Origin of the sequence: Pseudoalteromonas sp. T1lg75 (assembly GCF_002964705.1) — a bacterium.
Taxonomy (GTDB): Bacteria; Pseudomonadota; Gammaproteobacteria; order Enterobacterales; family Alteromonadaceae; genus Pseudoalteromonas.
Genome location: NZ_PQCD01000053.1, coordinates 219,387 through 234,201 on the forward strand (window position 1 = coordinate 219,387; position 14,815 = coordinate 234,201).

The 14,815-nt window shown below is 52.5% G+C and carries 13 protein-coding genes and 1 pseudogene; 13 read left to right on the forward strand and 1 reads right to left on the reverse strand.

Going from position 1 to position 14,815, the window contains the following annotated elements:
- Nucleotides 1-4: 4 nt before the first annotated feature.
- From C2M36_RS13615 to C2M36_RS13675, 13 genes and pseudogenes are all read left to right on the forward strand, one after another.
- Nucleotides 5-2,797, forward strand: coding sequence for a monovalent cation/H+ antiporter subunit A (locus C2M36_RS13615; RefSeq protein WP_105255359.1), 2,793 nt, complete (start codon nt 5-7; stop codon nt 2,795-2,797).
- Entirely contained in the window at nt 2,797-3,147 is a 351-nt protein-coding gene (locus tag C2M36_RS13620; RefSeq protein WP_105190046.1) for a Na+/H+ antiporter subunit C, read from the forward strand. The genes C2M36_RS13615 and C2M36_RS13620 overlap by 1 nt, the downstream gene beginning before the upstream one ends.
- Complete coding sequence (locus C2M36_RS13625) at nt 3,148-4,671, forward strand: monovalent cation/H+ antiporter subunit D (RefSeq protein WP_105255360.1); 1,524 nt, start codon at nt 3,148-3,150, stop codon at nt 4,669-4,671.
- Nucleotide 4,672: 1 nt separating this feature from the next.
- Nucleotides 4,673-5,209, forward strand: a complete 537-nt coding sequence (locus C2M36_RS13630) for a Na+/H+ antiporter subunit E (protein WP_105255361.1) — start codon at nt 4,673-4,675, stop codon at nt 5,207-5,209.
- Nucleotides 5,203-5,472, forward strand: coding sequence for a K+/H+ antiporter subunit F (locus C2M36_RS13635; protein ID WP_105255362.1), 270 nt, complete (start codon nt 5,203-5,205; stop codon nt 5,470-5,472). Before C2M36_RS13630 ends, C2M36_RS13635 begins: the two co-directional genes overlap by 7 nt.
- A gap of 8 nt (nt 5,473-5,480) precedes the next feature.
- Nucleotides 5,481-5,810, forward strand: a complete 330-nt coding sequence (locus tag C2M36_RS13640; RefSeq protein WP_105255363.1) for a Na+/H+ antiporter subunit G — start codon at nt 5,481-5,483, stop codon at nt 5,808-5,810.
- A 421-nt stretch (nt 5,811-6,231) separates the two neighbouring features.
- Nucleotides 6,232-7,491, forward strand: a complete 1,260-nt coding sequence (locus tag C2M36_RS13645) for an efflux RND transporter periplasmic adaptor subunit (RefSeq protein ID WP_105255364.1) — start codon at nt 6,232-6,234, stop codon at nt 7,489-7,491.
- Nucleotides 7,492-7,520: 29 nt separating this feature from the next.
- Nucleotides 7,521-8,255 (forward strand): ABC transporter ATP-binding protein, encoded by a 735-nt coding sequence (locus C2M36_RS13650; RefSeq protein ID WP_105190041.1) that lies wholly within the window; start codon nt 7,521-7,523, stop codon nt 8,253-8,255.
- A gap of 1 nt (nt 8,256) precedes the next feature.
- On the forward strand, nt 8,257-9,570 hold the full coding sequence (locus C2M36_RS13655; protein WP_105255365.1) for an ABC transporter permease: 1,314 nt from the start codon (nt 8,257-8,259) through the stop codon (nt 9,568-9,570).
- A gap of 9 nt (nt 9,571-9,579) precedes the next feature.
- Nucleotides 9,580-10,784 (forward strand): annotated as a pseudogene (locus C2M36_RS13660) (ABC transporter permease).
- A 48-nt stretch (nt 10,785-10,832) separates the two neighbouring features.
- Nucleotides 10,833-12,158, forward strand: coding sequence for a sigma-54-dependent transcriptional regulator (locus tag C2M36_RS13665; RefSeq protein ID WP_105190038.1), 1,326 nt, complete (start codon nt 10,833-10,835; stop codon nt 12,156-12,158).
- Nucleotides 12,158-13,474: a sensor histidine kinase gene (locus tag C2M36_RS13670; RefSeq protein ID WP_234399177.1), complete on the forward strand. Its 1,317-nt coding sequence runs from the start codon at nt 12,158-12,160 to the stop codon at nt 13,472-13,474. Before C2M36_RS13665 ends, C2M36_RS13670 begins: the two co-directional genes overlap by 1 nt.
- A gap of 105 nt (nt 13,475-13,579) precedes the next feature.
- Nucleotides 13,580-14,302: an SIR2 family NAD-dependent protein deacylase gene (locus tag C2M36_RS13675; RefSeq protein WP_105255366.1), complete on the forward strand. Its 723-nt coding sequence runs from the start codon at nt 13,580-13,582 to the stop codon at nt 14,300-14,302.
- 77 nt (nt 14,303-14,379) lie between these two features.
- Here C2M36_RS13675 and C2M36_RS13680 read toward each other — a convergent pair whose 3' ends face one another.
- Nucleotides 14,380-14,805 carry a hypothetical protein gene (locus C2M36_RS13680; RefSeq protein ID WP_105255367.1) on the reverse strand — a complete coding sequence of 142 codons (426 nt, stop codon included), beginning with the start codon at nt 14,803-14,805 and terminating at the stop codon, nt 14,380-14,382.
- Between the last annotated feature and the right edge of the window lie 10 nt (nt 14,806-14,815).

Consider the following 14,815-nt stretch of genomic DNA (forward strand, 5'->3'; position numbering starts at 1 on the left):
AACTATGACATTGCTGTGGATACCCTTGTTATCCTTGTTAGGCAGTTTACTTGCGAGTTTTACCGGCAAATTGTCGCGCAATCAAAGCGCCGCCGTGACCGCAATCATGCCTATAATCTGCCTGGCGCTGGTGATCAGCATGGCGCCGCAGGTATTGGCCGGCGAAACACTCTACGCCAGCCTACCTTGGATACCTGAATTAGGGGTGAATTTATCCTTTCGCTTAGACGGTTTAAGCCTGCTGTTTTGTATTCTGATCTTGGGTATAGGTCTGCTGATCATCCTCTATGCGCGCTATTATTTGAGCGCCAACGACTCCATGCCCAAGCTCTATGCCTATTTAATGCTGTTTATGACCGCCATGCTCGGCATAGTCACGGCGAACAACATTATTCAAATGTGGTTTTTCTGGGAGCTGACCAGTGTCAGTTCTTTCTTGCTGATCAGCTATTGGTGGTATAACCCCGAGGCGCGTAAGGGCGCGCGTATGGCTTTGGCTATTACCGGGGCCGGTGGTCTGGCCCTGCTTGCAGGTTTGGTGCTACTGGGACAACTGGTTGGCAGCTACGAGCTGGATGTGATTTTGCAAAGTGGCGAGCTGGTAAAAAGCTCCGAGTGGTATCCGCTTATTCTGGTGCTGGTGCTCCTTGGTGCCTTTACCAAATCGGCTCAGTTTCCGTTTCATTTCTGGTTGCCCCATGCCATGGCGGCACCGACGCCAGTCAGTGCCTACTTGCACTCGGCAACCATGGTTAAGGCGGGTATCTTCCTGCTGGCGCGTTTCTATCCGGCTTTAGCGGGTACCGAGCTGTGGTTTATTATCGTTGGCGTTACCGGCTTAACCACCTTGTTGGTGGGTGCTTACATTGCTTTGTTTAAGCACGACCTCAAAGGTTTGTTGGCCTATTCGACCATCAGTCACTTAGGTCTGATCACCTTGCTGTTGGGTCTGGACACTCAACTGGCAACGGTGGCGGCGATTTTCCATATCATCAACCATGCCACTTTTAAGGCCTCCTTGTTTATGGCCACGGGTATTATCGACCATGAAACCGGCACCCGGGACATGCGCAAACTCAATGGCATGTGGCGTTATATGCCCTATACGGCGACCTTAGCCATGGTGGCCGCGGCGTCCATGGCCGGGGTACCGCTCCTGAACGGCTTCTTATCGAAAGAAATGTTTTTTGCCGAAACCCTGCACCAGCAGATGCTAGGCTCCATGTCCTGGCTGATCCCTGTACTGGCGACCGTAGCCGGTGCCTTGTCGGTGGCTTATTCGGCGCGCTTTATCCATGACGTATTCTTTAATGGTGAGCCAAAAGATTTACCAAAACAGCCTCATGAAGCGCCGCGCTATATGCGTGTGCCGATCGAAATTCTGGTGACCCTGTGTGTCTTGGTTGGTCTGTTCCCAGCATTTGTGGTGGACCCGCTGTTAACCGTGGCCTCTCACGCCGTGCTGGGTGCCGAGGCGCCGGACTATCACCTGGCTATCTGGCATGGTTTCAACCTGCCGCTACTAATGAGTGCGGTGGCGGTGGCCGGTGGTCTCTTTATTTACTCGCAGCGTAAATACCTGTTCCAATTCCAGGCCTCTTTGCCTAGCGTCAGTGCCAAAAAAGCGTTCGATGCCAGTATTCAACGAGTGGTGGTGTGGTCGCGCGAGCAAATCCTGCGTATTGAGAACGGCTCATTGCAGCGTTACGTCTTTATTCTTTTGCTCTCTACCTTAGTGGTGGCGGGTTTACCCTTGTTTGAAATGCACACCCTGGCTGGGGCAACCGGACTTAGTGAGATAGATGCTCATAATGCCATCGGTGCGGCGTTGCTGATGATAGGTGCGCTGGCCACCTTGATATGGCATCGCTCGCGGATGATAGCCTTGATCCTGGTGTCCGTGGTGGGTCTGATGACGTCCGTGGCCTTCACCCGTTTCTCGGCGCCGGATCTGGCCCTGACTCAGCTTACCGTAGAGGTAGTGACCGTGATGTTGCTGATGCTGGCGCTGTTCTTCTTGCCGCAGCGCACCCCGAAGGAGTCGAGTTCGCTGCGTATCTTGCGTGACTTAGGGGTTAGTAGTGCCATAGGTATTGTAGTTGGCAGTATCTGTTATGCGCTGTTAACGCGCCCGCAAGAGAGTATTTCCCAGTTCTTTATCGGCAACGCCAAAACCGGCGGTGGCGGTACTAACGTGGTCAACGTGATCCTGGTGGACTTCCGTGGTTTCGATACCCTAGGTGAAATCACCGTACTAGGCATCGCCGCCTTGGGTATTTACAAGCTGTTATTAAATCTACCGTTATTTATGCCGGCCTCGGACAGCGAAGGGCGTCCTTGGGCACGTGAACGCCATCCTTTGCTGTTGGCGAGTATTTCACAAAGCTTGTTACCGCTGGCGATTATGGTCTCCGTGTATATCTTCCTACGCGGTCATAACCTGCCGGGTGGTGGCTTTATCGCCGGCCTGGTAACCTCGATTGCCTTTATTTTGCAATACATGGCCAACGGCTCCAATTGGATCCGAGCGCGTATGGATATTAACTACCGCAAGGTCATCGCCTCGGGTCTGGCCATTGCCACCCTGAGCGGAATAGGTAGCTGGCTGTTTGGCCGTAACTTCTTAACCAGCTGGTTCGATTATTTCGATATCCCCTTGGTGGGTAAGACCGAATTGGCCAGCGCCATGATATTTGATTTAGGTGTGTATCTAACTGTGGTAGGCGCAACATTAATGATCCTTGCCAGTCTTGGTAAATTGACGGCAGAAACCCCGAAAGAAAAGGTTAATCTCTAATGGAACTCTTATATGCAAGTTGTGTAGGTCTGTTAGTGGCCTGCGGCATTTACCTGATTTTGCGCGCCCGTACTTTTCCCGTGGTGCTGGGGCTGACCATGCTCTCTTATGCGGTCAATCTATTTCTGTTTTCATCGGGCCGATTGAAAATAAACCAGGCTCCGGTGCTTGGACAATCCGCCAGTTATGCAGACCCATTGCCACAGGCGTTGGTACTGACCGCTATCGTAATCGGCTTTGCGATGACCGCCTTTGTGGTGATCCTAGCCATTCGTGGCCGTGCCGATTTGGGTAACGACCATGTGGACGGTCAACCGCGAGCAAGCCGCGCCACTAAGGGGTCGAAATAAATGCAGCATTTGATCACCTTACCCGTATTATTGCCGCTGTTGGCGGGCATCATTTTATTGCTGCCGCCATGCGGGAAGAACCTGGTATTAAGACGTTGGGTGGCCACCTTTATGGCCTTGTTTACCCTGGTTGCGTCGACCTTGCTATTAACTACTATCTTGGGCAGTGGTCCCCTGGTCTACGCCATAGGTGAATGGCAGCCGCCCTTTGGTATCGTCTTGTATGCGGACCCGCTGGCGGTGGCCCTGTGTATCCTCACCAGCTTTTTGTCTTTGGTGACCATAGTGTATGCCAGTCGTGGCGACGACAAGGCGGGGAGTTTCTTTCATCCTTTGGCGCATTTCCTGCTGATGGGCGTTAACGGTGCCTTTTTAACCGGTGACCTGTTTAACCTGTTTGTATTTTTCGAGGTCTTATTGATCGCCTCGTACGCTTTGCTGATGCACAAAAAAGATAAGCACACCACCAAGGCGGCGCTGCATTATGTGATTTTAAACCTGGTTGGCTCGAGCATTTTCTTGATAGCCCTGGGCGTACTGTACGGCGTGCTGGGTACCTTGAATATGGCCGATATGGCAGTGAAGGTGGCGCTGTTGCAAGGCGATGATATTTATCTAGCCAAGATTGGTGGTCTGCTGCTGCTTATCGTGTTTGCCCTCAAGGCAGCCTTGCTGCCCTTGCATCTATGGCTGCCGGCTACTTATGGCCGTGCTATGCCGGTGATTGCCGCTCAATTTGCGATCATGACCAAGGTTGGGGTCTACGCCATTATGCGTGTCTTCACCATGATCTTTGGCGAGCAGGCAGGGGAGCTAAGCGGTATCGCCAGCACCTGGTTGTGGCCTTTGGCCCTGGTTACCCTGGTGGTGGGTGCGGTAGGCGTGTTGGCGGCGGAAGACTTACGCCGTTTAAGTGCCAATCTGGTGATTGTGTCCGTCGGTACCCTGATTGCCATGGTGGCGCTCAACAACGAGCAGGCCACGGCGGTGGCCATCTATTACCTGATCCACTCCACCATTGCCTGTGCCGCCATGTTCTTGGTTGCCGATATGATAGCCCTGCAGCGCGGCAAGGTGCAGGATCGCCTGGTTAATAGCCGTGGCGTCGCCCAGCCTAAATTGTTGGGTTTCTGTTTTGTGTTTGCCGCCATCGCCCTGGCCGGTTTACCACCCTTATCCGGTTTCGTTGCCAAGCTGTGGTTGCTCGACGCCTCTTATGGCGCCCAAGTGGCCTGGGTGTTTTGGCCCATTTATCTGCTAGCCAGCCTGGCCACCCTGGTGGCGTTGTCGCGCGCCGGAACCAGTTTGTTCTGGCACGATCACCCCAATCAGGATGAGCAGTTTGAAGACAATGTCTACGCCGGTAAACGCCGTACCTGGGCCTTGGTGTTGATTTTGGCCGTGCCCCTGATGATGACGGTGTTTGCCGCGCCGCTAAGTGAGATGAGTAATCAGGCGGCCGCCGCTTTGCACAATTCTCAGGTGGCCATAGACACAGTATTTGCCTTGGCTAAGGAGCAATAACATGCGCTTACAAGCTCGTTATAAGTGGTTGCCAACGCCATTTCGTAGCATTTTATTATTCGCCGTGTGGCTGCTGTTAAACAACAGTGTTTCCGCCGGCCACCTCATTCTTGGCGCCGTGCTGGCGATTGTGATCCCCCTGGTGATTGCACCGTTTCGGACCGCCCAGCCACTGATTTTGCGCCCGGGCCTGGCGACCAAGCAGTTGTTTATTGTATTGTGGGACATCATTACCGCCAATGTCGAAGTGGCCTTTAAAATTCTGGCTCCGACCAAACGCTTGCGCCCAGGTTTTATCAAGGTGCCGCTGGACTTAGAGCATGAGCTGCCTATTACCATGCTGGCCAGCACGGTGTCGTTAACGCCCGGCACCGTCAGTGCCGAGGTGTATCCCATTCCTGAGTCCTTGCCCAAAGGCGAGGTGCCAACGCAGCGCTTCTTACTTATCCATGTGCTGGACCTTGATGATGAGCAGGCCCTGATCGAGACCATTAAGCGTCGCTACGAAGCGCCCCTTAAGGAGATTTTTCAATGCTAGAAAATGTATTACTGATGGTTTTTGCCATGATCGGCGTGTCCTTGATGCTTAATCTGTGGCGCTTGATCGTCGGCCCTTCGGTACCGGATCGCATCCTGGCCTTGGACACCATGTATATCAACACCATAGCGCTAATTATTCTCTATGGTATCGGCATGCAAACGCAGATTTATTTTGAAGCGGCGTTGCTTATTGCCATGTTGGGTTTTGTCAGTACGGTGGCGGTCTGTAAGTACCTGCTCCGTGGCGACATCATTGAATAGGAGCGGCTATGACTGAATGGCTTATTTCGGCGTTATTAATCCTCGGCGGACTGTTTATCCTTATCGGCTCCATTGGCTTGGTGAAAATGCCGGACTTTTTTATGCGCCTGCACGGGCCGACTAAGGCCACTACCTTGGGTATGGCCTTGCTACTGATAGCCGCCAACGTGTTCTTCAGCGTAGAAAATGGGGTGATTAATATTAAAGAAATCCTGATCTCCATCTTCTTGTTGATCACCGCGCCCATTACCGGCTATATGTTGATCAAATCAGCCATCCATCATGAGCTCAAGGCGAAAGATGGCACCAAGGGCATGGATAATATCGAGGACGATTAAATCTCCCAAGTCCCATCGGTGGCCGAGGCATCTGCGGCCACCCAGTTATTTTCCCGTTTCTTCTTACTCACCAATCATATTTATCTCTCACTGCTACTTTGTATCCTTTGGGCTTATCCTGGTTCGGCCAAAAGCGTCCGGCTGTCGCGAAAAAAGTGTCCGAAGCGGACACTTTTAATGTCCGCGGACAAGCGCCAAGCTTCACCTTTTTAAATTAAAACCCATTAAAAACAAGAAGTTATATTTTTACTTATATTGGCACGCTTCTCGTAACTAATAAACCAATTAGAAAACATACGGATAGCACCATGTTGATCACTACCTTAGTCTTTTTTACCTCGCCACTGTTGATGCTAGTGGCGGCGTTTATTATTGGTTTGATGAAAACACCCAACCTCACTAACCAGTGTGAGGCGTTACTATGATCCGCGATACTCAGGGGCAAGATATTCAACTAGCGGCCACTAAAAGCTACCGCAAATATTGGCTTGGAGCGGCGTGCGTGGCCTTGGTTGCGGCCTTGGCTGCCTACGGCCTGAGCGCCAGTAACGGTGATACCCAATTATCACTAAGCCGAGACGCGGTGAAAACTGCAGCCGTGGTCCGTGGCGACCTAGTTCGTGATATCGCTACCACAGGGTTTATTGTGGCCGCCAATGCGCCGCAAATTTACAGCCCGTCAAAGGGCTATGTACAGCTATTGGTCAACCCAGGCGACGAAGTGGCAAAGAACCAAACCATAGCTAAGGTGCACAGCCCGGAACTGACCAACGAACTTAAACAACAAGAATCAGAGCTGCAGCGCCTGAGCGATGAGCTATCACGCAAAGAACTGCAGATCCGTCGCGACAAGTTGACCCTGGCGAAAACCTTAGACATGGCCGAAGTCACCCTGAATGCCGCCGAGCGTGAGCACCGCCGGGCGCTGTTATCTATTAAGGATAACCTTATCAGCCAAATCGACATGGAGCAGGCCCAGGACGACCTGGCGCGCGCTAAGCTGGCCTACAAACACGCCCAACAAGAAGTTGAAATCGGTAAAGACACCTTGGCTTTTGAGCTTAAATCGGCGCAGGGAGATGTAACGCGCCAGCAACTGGTGGTGGATGAACTAAACCGCCGCGTTAACGAGTTGCAGATTGTCGCTCCCGTTGATGGAGTGGTGGGTAACTGGCTGGTGCAGCAGCAGGGGGCGGTGTCGCCAAGCGAAGCGCTGATGACCTTGGTTGACCTGAGCGCCTTTGAAGCCGAGCTGCAGGTGCCGGAAAGCTATGCCAACGAGCTGGGCCTGGGTCTGGAGGTTGAGCTTAAAATTGCCGACAACCGCGTGGTGGGCACCTTGTCGTCCATCTCGCCGGAAGTGAAAGAACGCCAGGTCAGTGCCCGTGTACGCTTCGATCAATCGCAGTTTGACAAAATTCGTCAAAATCAACGCCTATCGGCACGCATCCTATTAGAAAACAGAGAAAACGTATTGATGGTGCGTCGCGGGGCCTTTATGAACGAGGGCGGCTTGATAGCCTACCGCGTCAATGGCGATGTGGCCGAGCGCATTCAAATTCAAACCGGAGCGACCAGCGTAGCCAATGTGGAGCTCACCGCCGGCGTCGCCGAAGGCGATACCCTGGTGGTATCAAACTATGACTCATTTAAGCAGGCCGAGCGCGTTTTACTGCGCTAACTCCAGCTCAACATCAGAGGAAGAATACAATGATTAAAATGAATAACATCAACAAGGTATACCAAACGGAAATGGTGCAGACCCATGCGCTACGAGACTTTAATCTCGAGGTGGAGCAGGGCGAGTTTATCGCCGTCACCGGCCCAAGCGGCAGCGGTAAAACCACCTTTTTAAATATTGCCGGCATGCTGGAGCCCTTTTCAAGCGGCACCTATGAGCTCGATGGTATCGATGTCGGCAAGCTCAACGACAATCAGCGTGCCGATCTGCGTAACCAAAAAATCGGCTTTATCTTTCAGGGCTTTAACCTTATTCCCGACTTGAATCTGTATGAGAACGTGGAAGTACCCTTGCGGTATCGCGGCATTAAATCAGCGGAGCGCAGAAAGCGCATTGAACGTTGCCTGGAGCTGGTAGGCCTGGGCGCCCGTGCCAAACACCTGCCGCAGCAGCTTTCCGGTGGTCAGCAGCAGCGGGTGGCCATCGCCCGGGCTTTGGCCGGTGAGCCACGTTTTTTACTCGCCGATGAGCCAACCGGTAACCTGGACAGTTTAATGGCTCGCCAAGTGATGGAAATCCTCGAAGAAATTAACCGCGAAGGCGCCACCATAGTCATGGTGACACACGATCCTGAGTTGGCTCGTCGCGCGCCGCGCAATATTCAGGTGGTCGACGGTCAACTTGCCGACTTCAGCCTGTATCAGGGTGCGCCCAATAAAGAACAGACGGCGGGTGACATCGCCGCACGCGCAGCGGAGGCCTAATATGCTTTGGTACTATGTAGATTTAAGCTGGCGTTCGTTTAAACGCACGCCCCTGGTCAGTGCCTTGATGGTGATAGCCATTGCCATAGGTATCGGCATCACCATGACCACCTTGTCGGTGTATCACATGATGAGCGCCGACCCCATTCCAAGCAAAAGCGAGCAGCTATTTGCGCTGCAACTGCAAACCATGGACGAAGGCGAGGGTTGGTTTACCAAGGATGATATTCCCTACCAGTTGACCTTTAAAGATGCACAAAGGTTGATGACGGACGCCAAAGGCGATGCCCAGGCAGCCATGGTGCGCACCGGCTTTGCCGTGCACCTGGGCGACGAGAGCAATACTCCTAAATTGATGGACGCCAGGGCTACGGGGCGGGACTTCTTTTCCATGTTCAACGCCCAATTTATCCATGGCGGCCCGTGGAGCCAAAGTGATGAGGACAATGCGGTGAACAAGGTGGTGTTAGAGCGTAGCCTCAGCGAAGAGCTCTTTGGTGATGCCAACCCGGTAGGCAAGACGGTGTTTCTCGACAAGTTCTTGTTTGAAGTGGTGGGGGTGATTGAGCCGATTACCGAGCACACCAAATACTACGATTTGAATAACGGTGCTTTTAGACGTGCCGAGCGGGTGTTTTACCCATTTTCACTGGTCAAGGAGCTGGAAATCGGCACCTGGGGTAACAGCAACGGCTGGAAGCGTGAAATGGTGACTACCTTTAAACAAAGGCTCGATTCTGAAGTCATCTGGATCCAGTACTGGGTGCAGCTCAATAGCCCTGAAGCGAAAGCCAATTATGAGCAGTATCTAAAAGGCTATATTCAGGAGCAACAGAAAATAGGTCGCTTTGCCCGAAAAGACCCTAAATATAGCCTGCGCGATGTTAACCAATGGATGGAATACAACGAGGTGGTCAGCGAGGATAACAAGATACTGGTGTTGTTAAGCTTTATGTTCCTGGCCGTGTGTTTGGCCAATATTCTAGGTCTGCTGTTAGCTAAATTTATGCGCCGAGCGCCCGAGGTGGGCGTGCGTCGTGCCCTGGGGGCGAGTAAAACTCAGGTATTTTTTCAGCACCTTGTTGAGGTGGGGCTATTGGGACTCTTCGGTGGCCTGCTGGGCATTTTACTGGCGCAGCTATGTTTGTGGGGTGTCAGAGAAAGCTACAGCTATTATTCGGGTCTGGCGAAGATGGATTTTTTGATGCTCGCCAGCGCCCCCATCATTGCCATTGTCGCTTGTATTTTGGCGGGTTTACTGCCGGCCTGGCAGGTGTGTCGCACTAACCCAGCTTATTACCTGAAAACGCAGTAGGAGAGACCCATGTTAGAATTAAAACCCATGATCAACGCACTGCTGCGCTCAAAAATAGGGGCGGTGCTCTTGCTGATACAAGTGGCAATCACCCTGGCCATCGTCAGCAATGCCGCGTTTATGATCAGTGACCGCCTGACCTATCTGAATCAAGAAACCGGTTATGACGAAGAAGCGATTTTCGGCCTTAGTGTCAGCACCTTCGACCCCAGTATTAACCTGGTGCAGCAATATGCGCAGGATGAGCGCGACCTGCGCGCCATTGACGGTGTTATCGATGCCGCCATGACTAACTGGATGCCGTTGTCGGGCAGTGGCTCGTCAAGTAGCATGCATGTGGTGCCGGATCCCGAGATAGTACCGGGGTGCGGGCGGCTTACTTCACCACCAATGAACATATGCTCAATACCTTGGGCGCCAAACTGATCGCAGGGCGTAATTTCTACCCGGAAGAAGTGGTGCACGCGGATAACTACGATAAGTTGCCCAGTACCACGATAGTTACCAAGGATTTTGCTGAAGAGCTGTATCCCGATGGCTCAGCCCTCGGCAAGTCGCTGTATCAGGGCGAAGATGCGGTGGAAATTATCGGTATTATCGACACCATTAAAGGCCCCTGGCTGAATGACAGCCGTCCGGCTAACGTGGTGATCTTCCCATTCAACCTGTCTCAACCTCGCACCGGATTTTTAGTACGTACCGAGCCAGGCAAGCGCGCACAAGTGATGGCAAAAGTGGAAGAGATCTTATTAAAAAGCGAATCGCGCCGTGTTTTTTACGGCATCGAAGGCTTGGATGAAAGCAAGGCATCTTATCTGGCCCGTGATACCCTGGTGATGCGCATGCTGATGGTCTTGATTGTGGTGTTGGTGCTGGTCACTGCTCTGGGTATTTTCGGCCTTACCCTGTTCAATATCAGTAAACGCACCAAGCAAATTGGTACGCGCCGCGCTTTAGGGGCACGCAAGTCGGCCATTGTTCGCTACTTCCTCATTGAGAACCTGTTAGTTGCTGGACTGGGACTGGTTATTGGCGCGGCCTTGGCGGTCTTGTTAGGACAACAGCTAATGAAAATATTCTCATTACCTAGCTTATCTTTGAGTTTCGTATTGGCGAGTGCGGTATTTATGCTCATAATGAGCCTAGTGGCAGCATGGGGACCCGCACTGCGCGCTGCCAAAGTGGCACCAAGTATTGCCACGCGCTCAATATAATAACAACAATTCAGCGCGCCCTTGGGCGCGCTCTAGATTATGGATAATATGAAAAAGATACTGATAGTTGACGATAACCCGGCGGTGTTAGACGCCTTGTCGCTGCTCCTAGAGCTGCATGACTACCACGCCGTGACCTGTGAAACGCCCGCCGAGGCGTTACATATTGTGCGCTATCAGCGTATCGCGCTGGTGCTTCAGGATATGAATTTCAGCGCCGATACCACCTCGGGTGAGGAAGGCAAAAAATTATTTTACGACTTGCGCGACATTAACCCTCATTTGCCCATCGTCCTTATCACCGCCTGGACCGAGCTCAGTACCGCGGTGGAGCTGGTTAAGGCCGGAGCCGCCGACTATCTGAGCAAGCCCTGGGATGACCAAAAGCTGCTCACCACCATAGATAACCTGGTGGCCCTGGGCGAGGCGGCCAGTGAAAATGCCACCTTTAAACGCCAGGCTCAAGAGCGCACCCAGGTCCAGGAAGGTGCCGATTTGGCCGGTCAGGTCTTTGCCAGTGCCGCCATGCATCGGGTGGTGGACATGGCCTTGCAGGTGGCGCGCTCGGATGTGCCCGTGCTTATCACCGGTGCCAACGGCAGTGGTAAAGAAGGCATCGCCGAGATTGTCCACCGTAATTCTCCCCTTAAAGCCAAGCCTTTTATTAAGGTTAATGCAGGAGCCTTGCCGGCGGATTTGATTGAGGCCGAGCTCTTTGGCGCCGAAGCGGGGGCCTTCACCGGTGCCAAGCAAACCCGAATCGGTCGTTTCGAAGCCGCCGATGGTGGCACCTTGTTTTTGGATGAAATTGGCAACCTGCCGCTCGATGGTCAGGTGAAGCTGTTGCGGGTGCTGCAAACCGGCGAATTTGAACGTGTGGGTTCAACCCAAACCCGCAAGGTGAATGTGCGGGTGATCTCCGCCACTAACGCCGATTTGCTCGGTGATATCCAGCAGGGGCGCTTTCGCGAGGACCTGTACTATCGTCTTAATGTTATCGAGCTTAGCATTCCCCCTTTAGCGCAGCGCAAGGACGATATTGCCGCCTTAATCGCACACTTTCTACCGGGACGGGAATTAAGCCCTCATGCCGAAGCCATGCTGCGCCAGCATTCCTGGCCTGGCAATGTGCGTGAGCTGGAAAATGCCTGTAAGCGCATTGGTGTGCTCAAACCCGAAGGAGAGTTGCAGGCTGAAGACTTCGCGCTGCATCATGTCGGTGAGAATCACCAGGTTAAGCATGAACCGGAAAAACACGAAATTGAAGCGGCCATGCGTGCCCATCAGGGAGTAGTCGCTAAGGTCGCTCGGGAGTTTGGTTTATCGCGTCAGGCCTTGTATAGACGCATGCAAAAGTTTGGTATCGATTACTGATGATTATATTTCCCAAAGGGGCGGGTCGACTTATCTGGCAGCTCAGTCTGTGGATGAGCCTGTTTATCTGCCTGCTTGTCACCATCGGCGTCTTATTTGACGTATTTAACCTTATGCAGGGGCTGGTTCTGGCCCTGGCTTTGGGTGTAGTTCAGGCGCTCTTTGTGACCCTGGTGGTATCGCCCATAGCAAAAGGCTTACAGGCGGTCGAGTCGGGGCTGTTAAACTTTAAAGACGGGGATTTTTCAACCACCTTGGCCTATCAGGGCAACAATGAGCTGGGGGATTTATGCAGCCTGTACAATGAAACCGCCAACAAGCTGCATCAAGAGCGCCAGTGGATCTATCAACGAGAGCTGATGCTCGACAAGGTGCTGCATAACTCGCCGCAGGCTTTGCTGTTGGTGAATTCGAAAGGGCAAATCGTGTATACCAATCACAGTGCTCGCGGTTTGCTATTTGCCGGTATTAAGGTGGAAGGGGAAACGCTCTCGAATCTTTTTAGTGGCATGCCCGAGGCCATTGCCGAAGCCTTGCAACGCGGCGGAGAGGGTCTGTTTAGCGTTGATCAGGAGCAGCAACAAAGGCAAACCTGGCACCTGGCCACCGGCGAGTTTTTATTAAATAACCAACCCCATAATCTCTATATTCTAAAACCCATGACCCGGGAAATATCGCGTCAGGAAGTACAGGTATGGAAGAAGGTGATACGCATTATCAGCCATGAGCTGAATAATTCACTGGCACCGATTTCTTCCATGTTGCACTCCGGGCGTTTAATTGCCCAACGGGTAGACGATGAACGCCTAGAGCGGGTGTTTAATACCATAGACGAGCGCATCGCCCGCCTGAGTGAGTTTGTACAAGGCTATGGCAAGTTCGCCAAACTCCCGCAGCCACAACTCAGCGAATTTAGATGGGCCGAATTAATACAAGGGTTGGCGCAGCAATGGCAGTTCAAGGTCAAGGGGGAGTTGGCGGAGTTTGGTTATGGCGACGAAACACAAATTCAGCAACTGCTTATCAATCTGTTGAAGAATGCTCATGAGGCGGGCGGTGCCGCAGAGGATGTCTGGCTGAGCGTGGAAAGCCATGGACAGCAGGTGATTTGCGTCGGCGATAAGGGCAAGGGCATGACCGAGACCGTGATGGCCAGCGCCTTGGTACCATTTTATTCCACCAAAAGCAGTGGCAGTGGTCTTGGCTTAGCCCTGTGTCGGGAAATCTGCGAGGCCCATCATGGTGATATCAGCTTGCATAATCAGCAACAGGGTGGGCTGGTGGTGCGGGTAAATCTGCCCATGGTCAAGGTTTAGCCTTGGCCGTAGCCTTTGGCTCTGATAAAAACGGCGGGCAATTACACTTGCTCGCTCACATCGCTTGGGGCAAGCTAACCACATGATCCTTAATCGCCCACAATTATGAGCAATACCTTGTATATCACCGGTGCCGGCGTCAGTGCCGCCAGCGGTATTCCCACCTTTCGCGGTGAAGACGGCTTTTGGCGCATCGGCAGTAAAAATTATACGCCGATGGAAATGGCGACGCGGCGCATGTACCAAATGCGCCCGGATGAGTTTCTCGCCTGGTATTACCATCGATTTGCCAGTTATCGTAACCATGGTCCGAACGAGGTGCATTACTGGTTGGCGGATAAAAATCTGATCACTCAAAACATCGATGGTCTCGATGGCAAGGCCGGTAACCAGGACTATATCGCCATTCATGGTCGCCTGGATTTGATGACCGAATTTCACAATCAGGGCGAGCCGGTTGATAAACTAACTGCTCCCTGGGAGCAGGTGGATGAGTCGCGGCTAAGCCAATCCCTATTAGAGGTGTTTGCCATCCCAGAGCAGGGGCCGGTGCTGCATCGCTCGTTTAAGCCCTTTGTGTTGCTGTTTGATGAGTACTATACCGACCTGTACGGTATAGATGAGGCGCAGCGGCGCATGCTGGCGGCGGATCGCATGGTGTTTATGGGCACCTCTTTTAGTGTCAATATTACCCAGATGGCACTCGAGGTGGCGCGCAGCTTAGCCATTCCCATTGAGGTGGTCGACCCGCAGCCCACGCATATTCTGCACCCTAACGTCACTTATCATAAAATGACGGCCTTGGAATATATTCAAAAGCAGGGCTAGGGCGAGCCCAGGTTTTGGGCAAATAAAAACCCGGCTTTCGCCGGGTTTGGTAACATCACATTTGGGTGGTTAAACGCTTATTGATTCGCTTCTAACTCTTCACGGGTTTCGCGGATTTTCTCAATCAGCGCGTCAATCTGGTTTTTGGTTTCATCCGATAGCTCGCCGGCACCTTCTTTTGACTCATCCCAGGCCTTTTGCGCTAACTCTTTGGAGTCGGCCATCAGCTGGCTGAACTGAGTTTTGCCTTCTTCACTGGCCGCTGAGGCAAGCGCCTTGGTTTCAGCCATCAATTCATCAACTTTTTCAGAGAAGGATTCTTCTTGCAAGTTGTTGGCCGCTTCTTTTACTTCCTCAACGGCGCTGTCCCAGGCAGCCACCACTTCTTCTTTGGCCTCTGCGGCGCTTTCTTTGGCTTTTTCGCTGCTGGTTTTGGCATCTTCACAGGCGCTTAGTACGAATGCGCTGGCGAATAAGGTGATTACGGCAACTAGCTGTTTCATAACATTTTCC

What these genes read in the sequence shown, in the direction of transcription:
- C2M36_RS13650 (WP_105190041.1), top strand. Translation starts at nt 7,521, where the DNA reads ATGATTAAAATGAATAACATCAACAAGGTATACCAAACGGAAATGGTG.
- C2M36_RS13620 (WP_105190046.1), top strand. Translation starts at nt 2,797, where the DNA reads ATGGAACTCTTATATGCAAGTTGTGTAGGTCTGTTAGTGGCCTGCGGC.
- C2M36_RS13640 (WP_105255363.1), top strand. Translation starts at nt 5,481, where the DNA reads ATGACTGAATGGCTTATTTCGGCGTTATTAATCCTCGGCGGACTGTTT.
- C2M36_RS13630 (WP_105255361.1), top strand. Translation starts at nt 4,673, where the DNA reads ATGCGCTTACAAGCTCGTTATAAGTGGTTGCCAACGCCATTTCGTAGC.
- C2M36_RS13680 (WP_105255367.1), bottom strand. Translation starts at nt 14,805, where the DNA reads ATGAAACAGCTAGTTGCCGTAATCACCTTATTCGCCAGCGCATTCGTA.
- C2M36_RS13675 (WP_105255366.1), top strand. Translation starts at nt 13,580, where the DNA reads ATGAGCAATACCTTGTATATCACCGGTGCCGGCGTCAGTGCCGCCAGC.
- C2M36_RS13615 (WP_105255359.1), top strand. Translation starts at nt 5, where the DNA reads ATGACATTGCTGTGGATACCCTTGTTATCCTTGTTAGGCAGTTTACTT.
- C2M36_RS13635 (WP_105255362.1), top strand. Translation starts at nt 5,203, where the DNA reads ATGCTAGAAAATGTATTACTGATGGTTTTTGCCATGATCGGCGTGTCC.
- C2M36_RS13645 (WP_105255364.1), top strand. Translation starts at nt 6,232, where the DNA reads ATGATCCGCGATACTCAGGGGCAAGATATTCAACTAGCGGCCACTAAA.
- C2M36_RS13670 (WP_234399177.1), top strand. Translation starts at nt 12,158, where the DNA reads ATGATTATATTTCCCAAAGGGGCGGGTCGACTTATCTGGCAGCTCAGT.
- C2M36_RS13625 (WP_105255360.1), top strand. Translation starts at nt 3,148, where the DNA reads ATGCAGCATTTGATCACCTTACCCGTATTATTGCCGCTGTTGGCGGGC.
- C2M36_RS13665 (WP_105190038.1), top strand. Translation starts at nt 10,833, where the DNA reads ATGAAAAAGATACTGATAGTTGACGATAACCCGGCGGTGTTAGACGCC.
- C2M36_RS13655 (WP_105255365.1), top strand. Translation starts at nt 8,257, where the DNA reads ATGCTTTGGTACTATGTAGATTTAAGCTGGCGTTCGTTTAAACGCACG.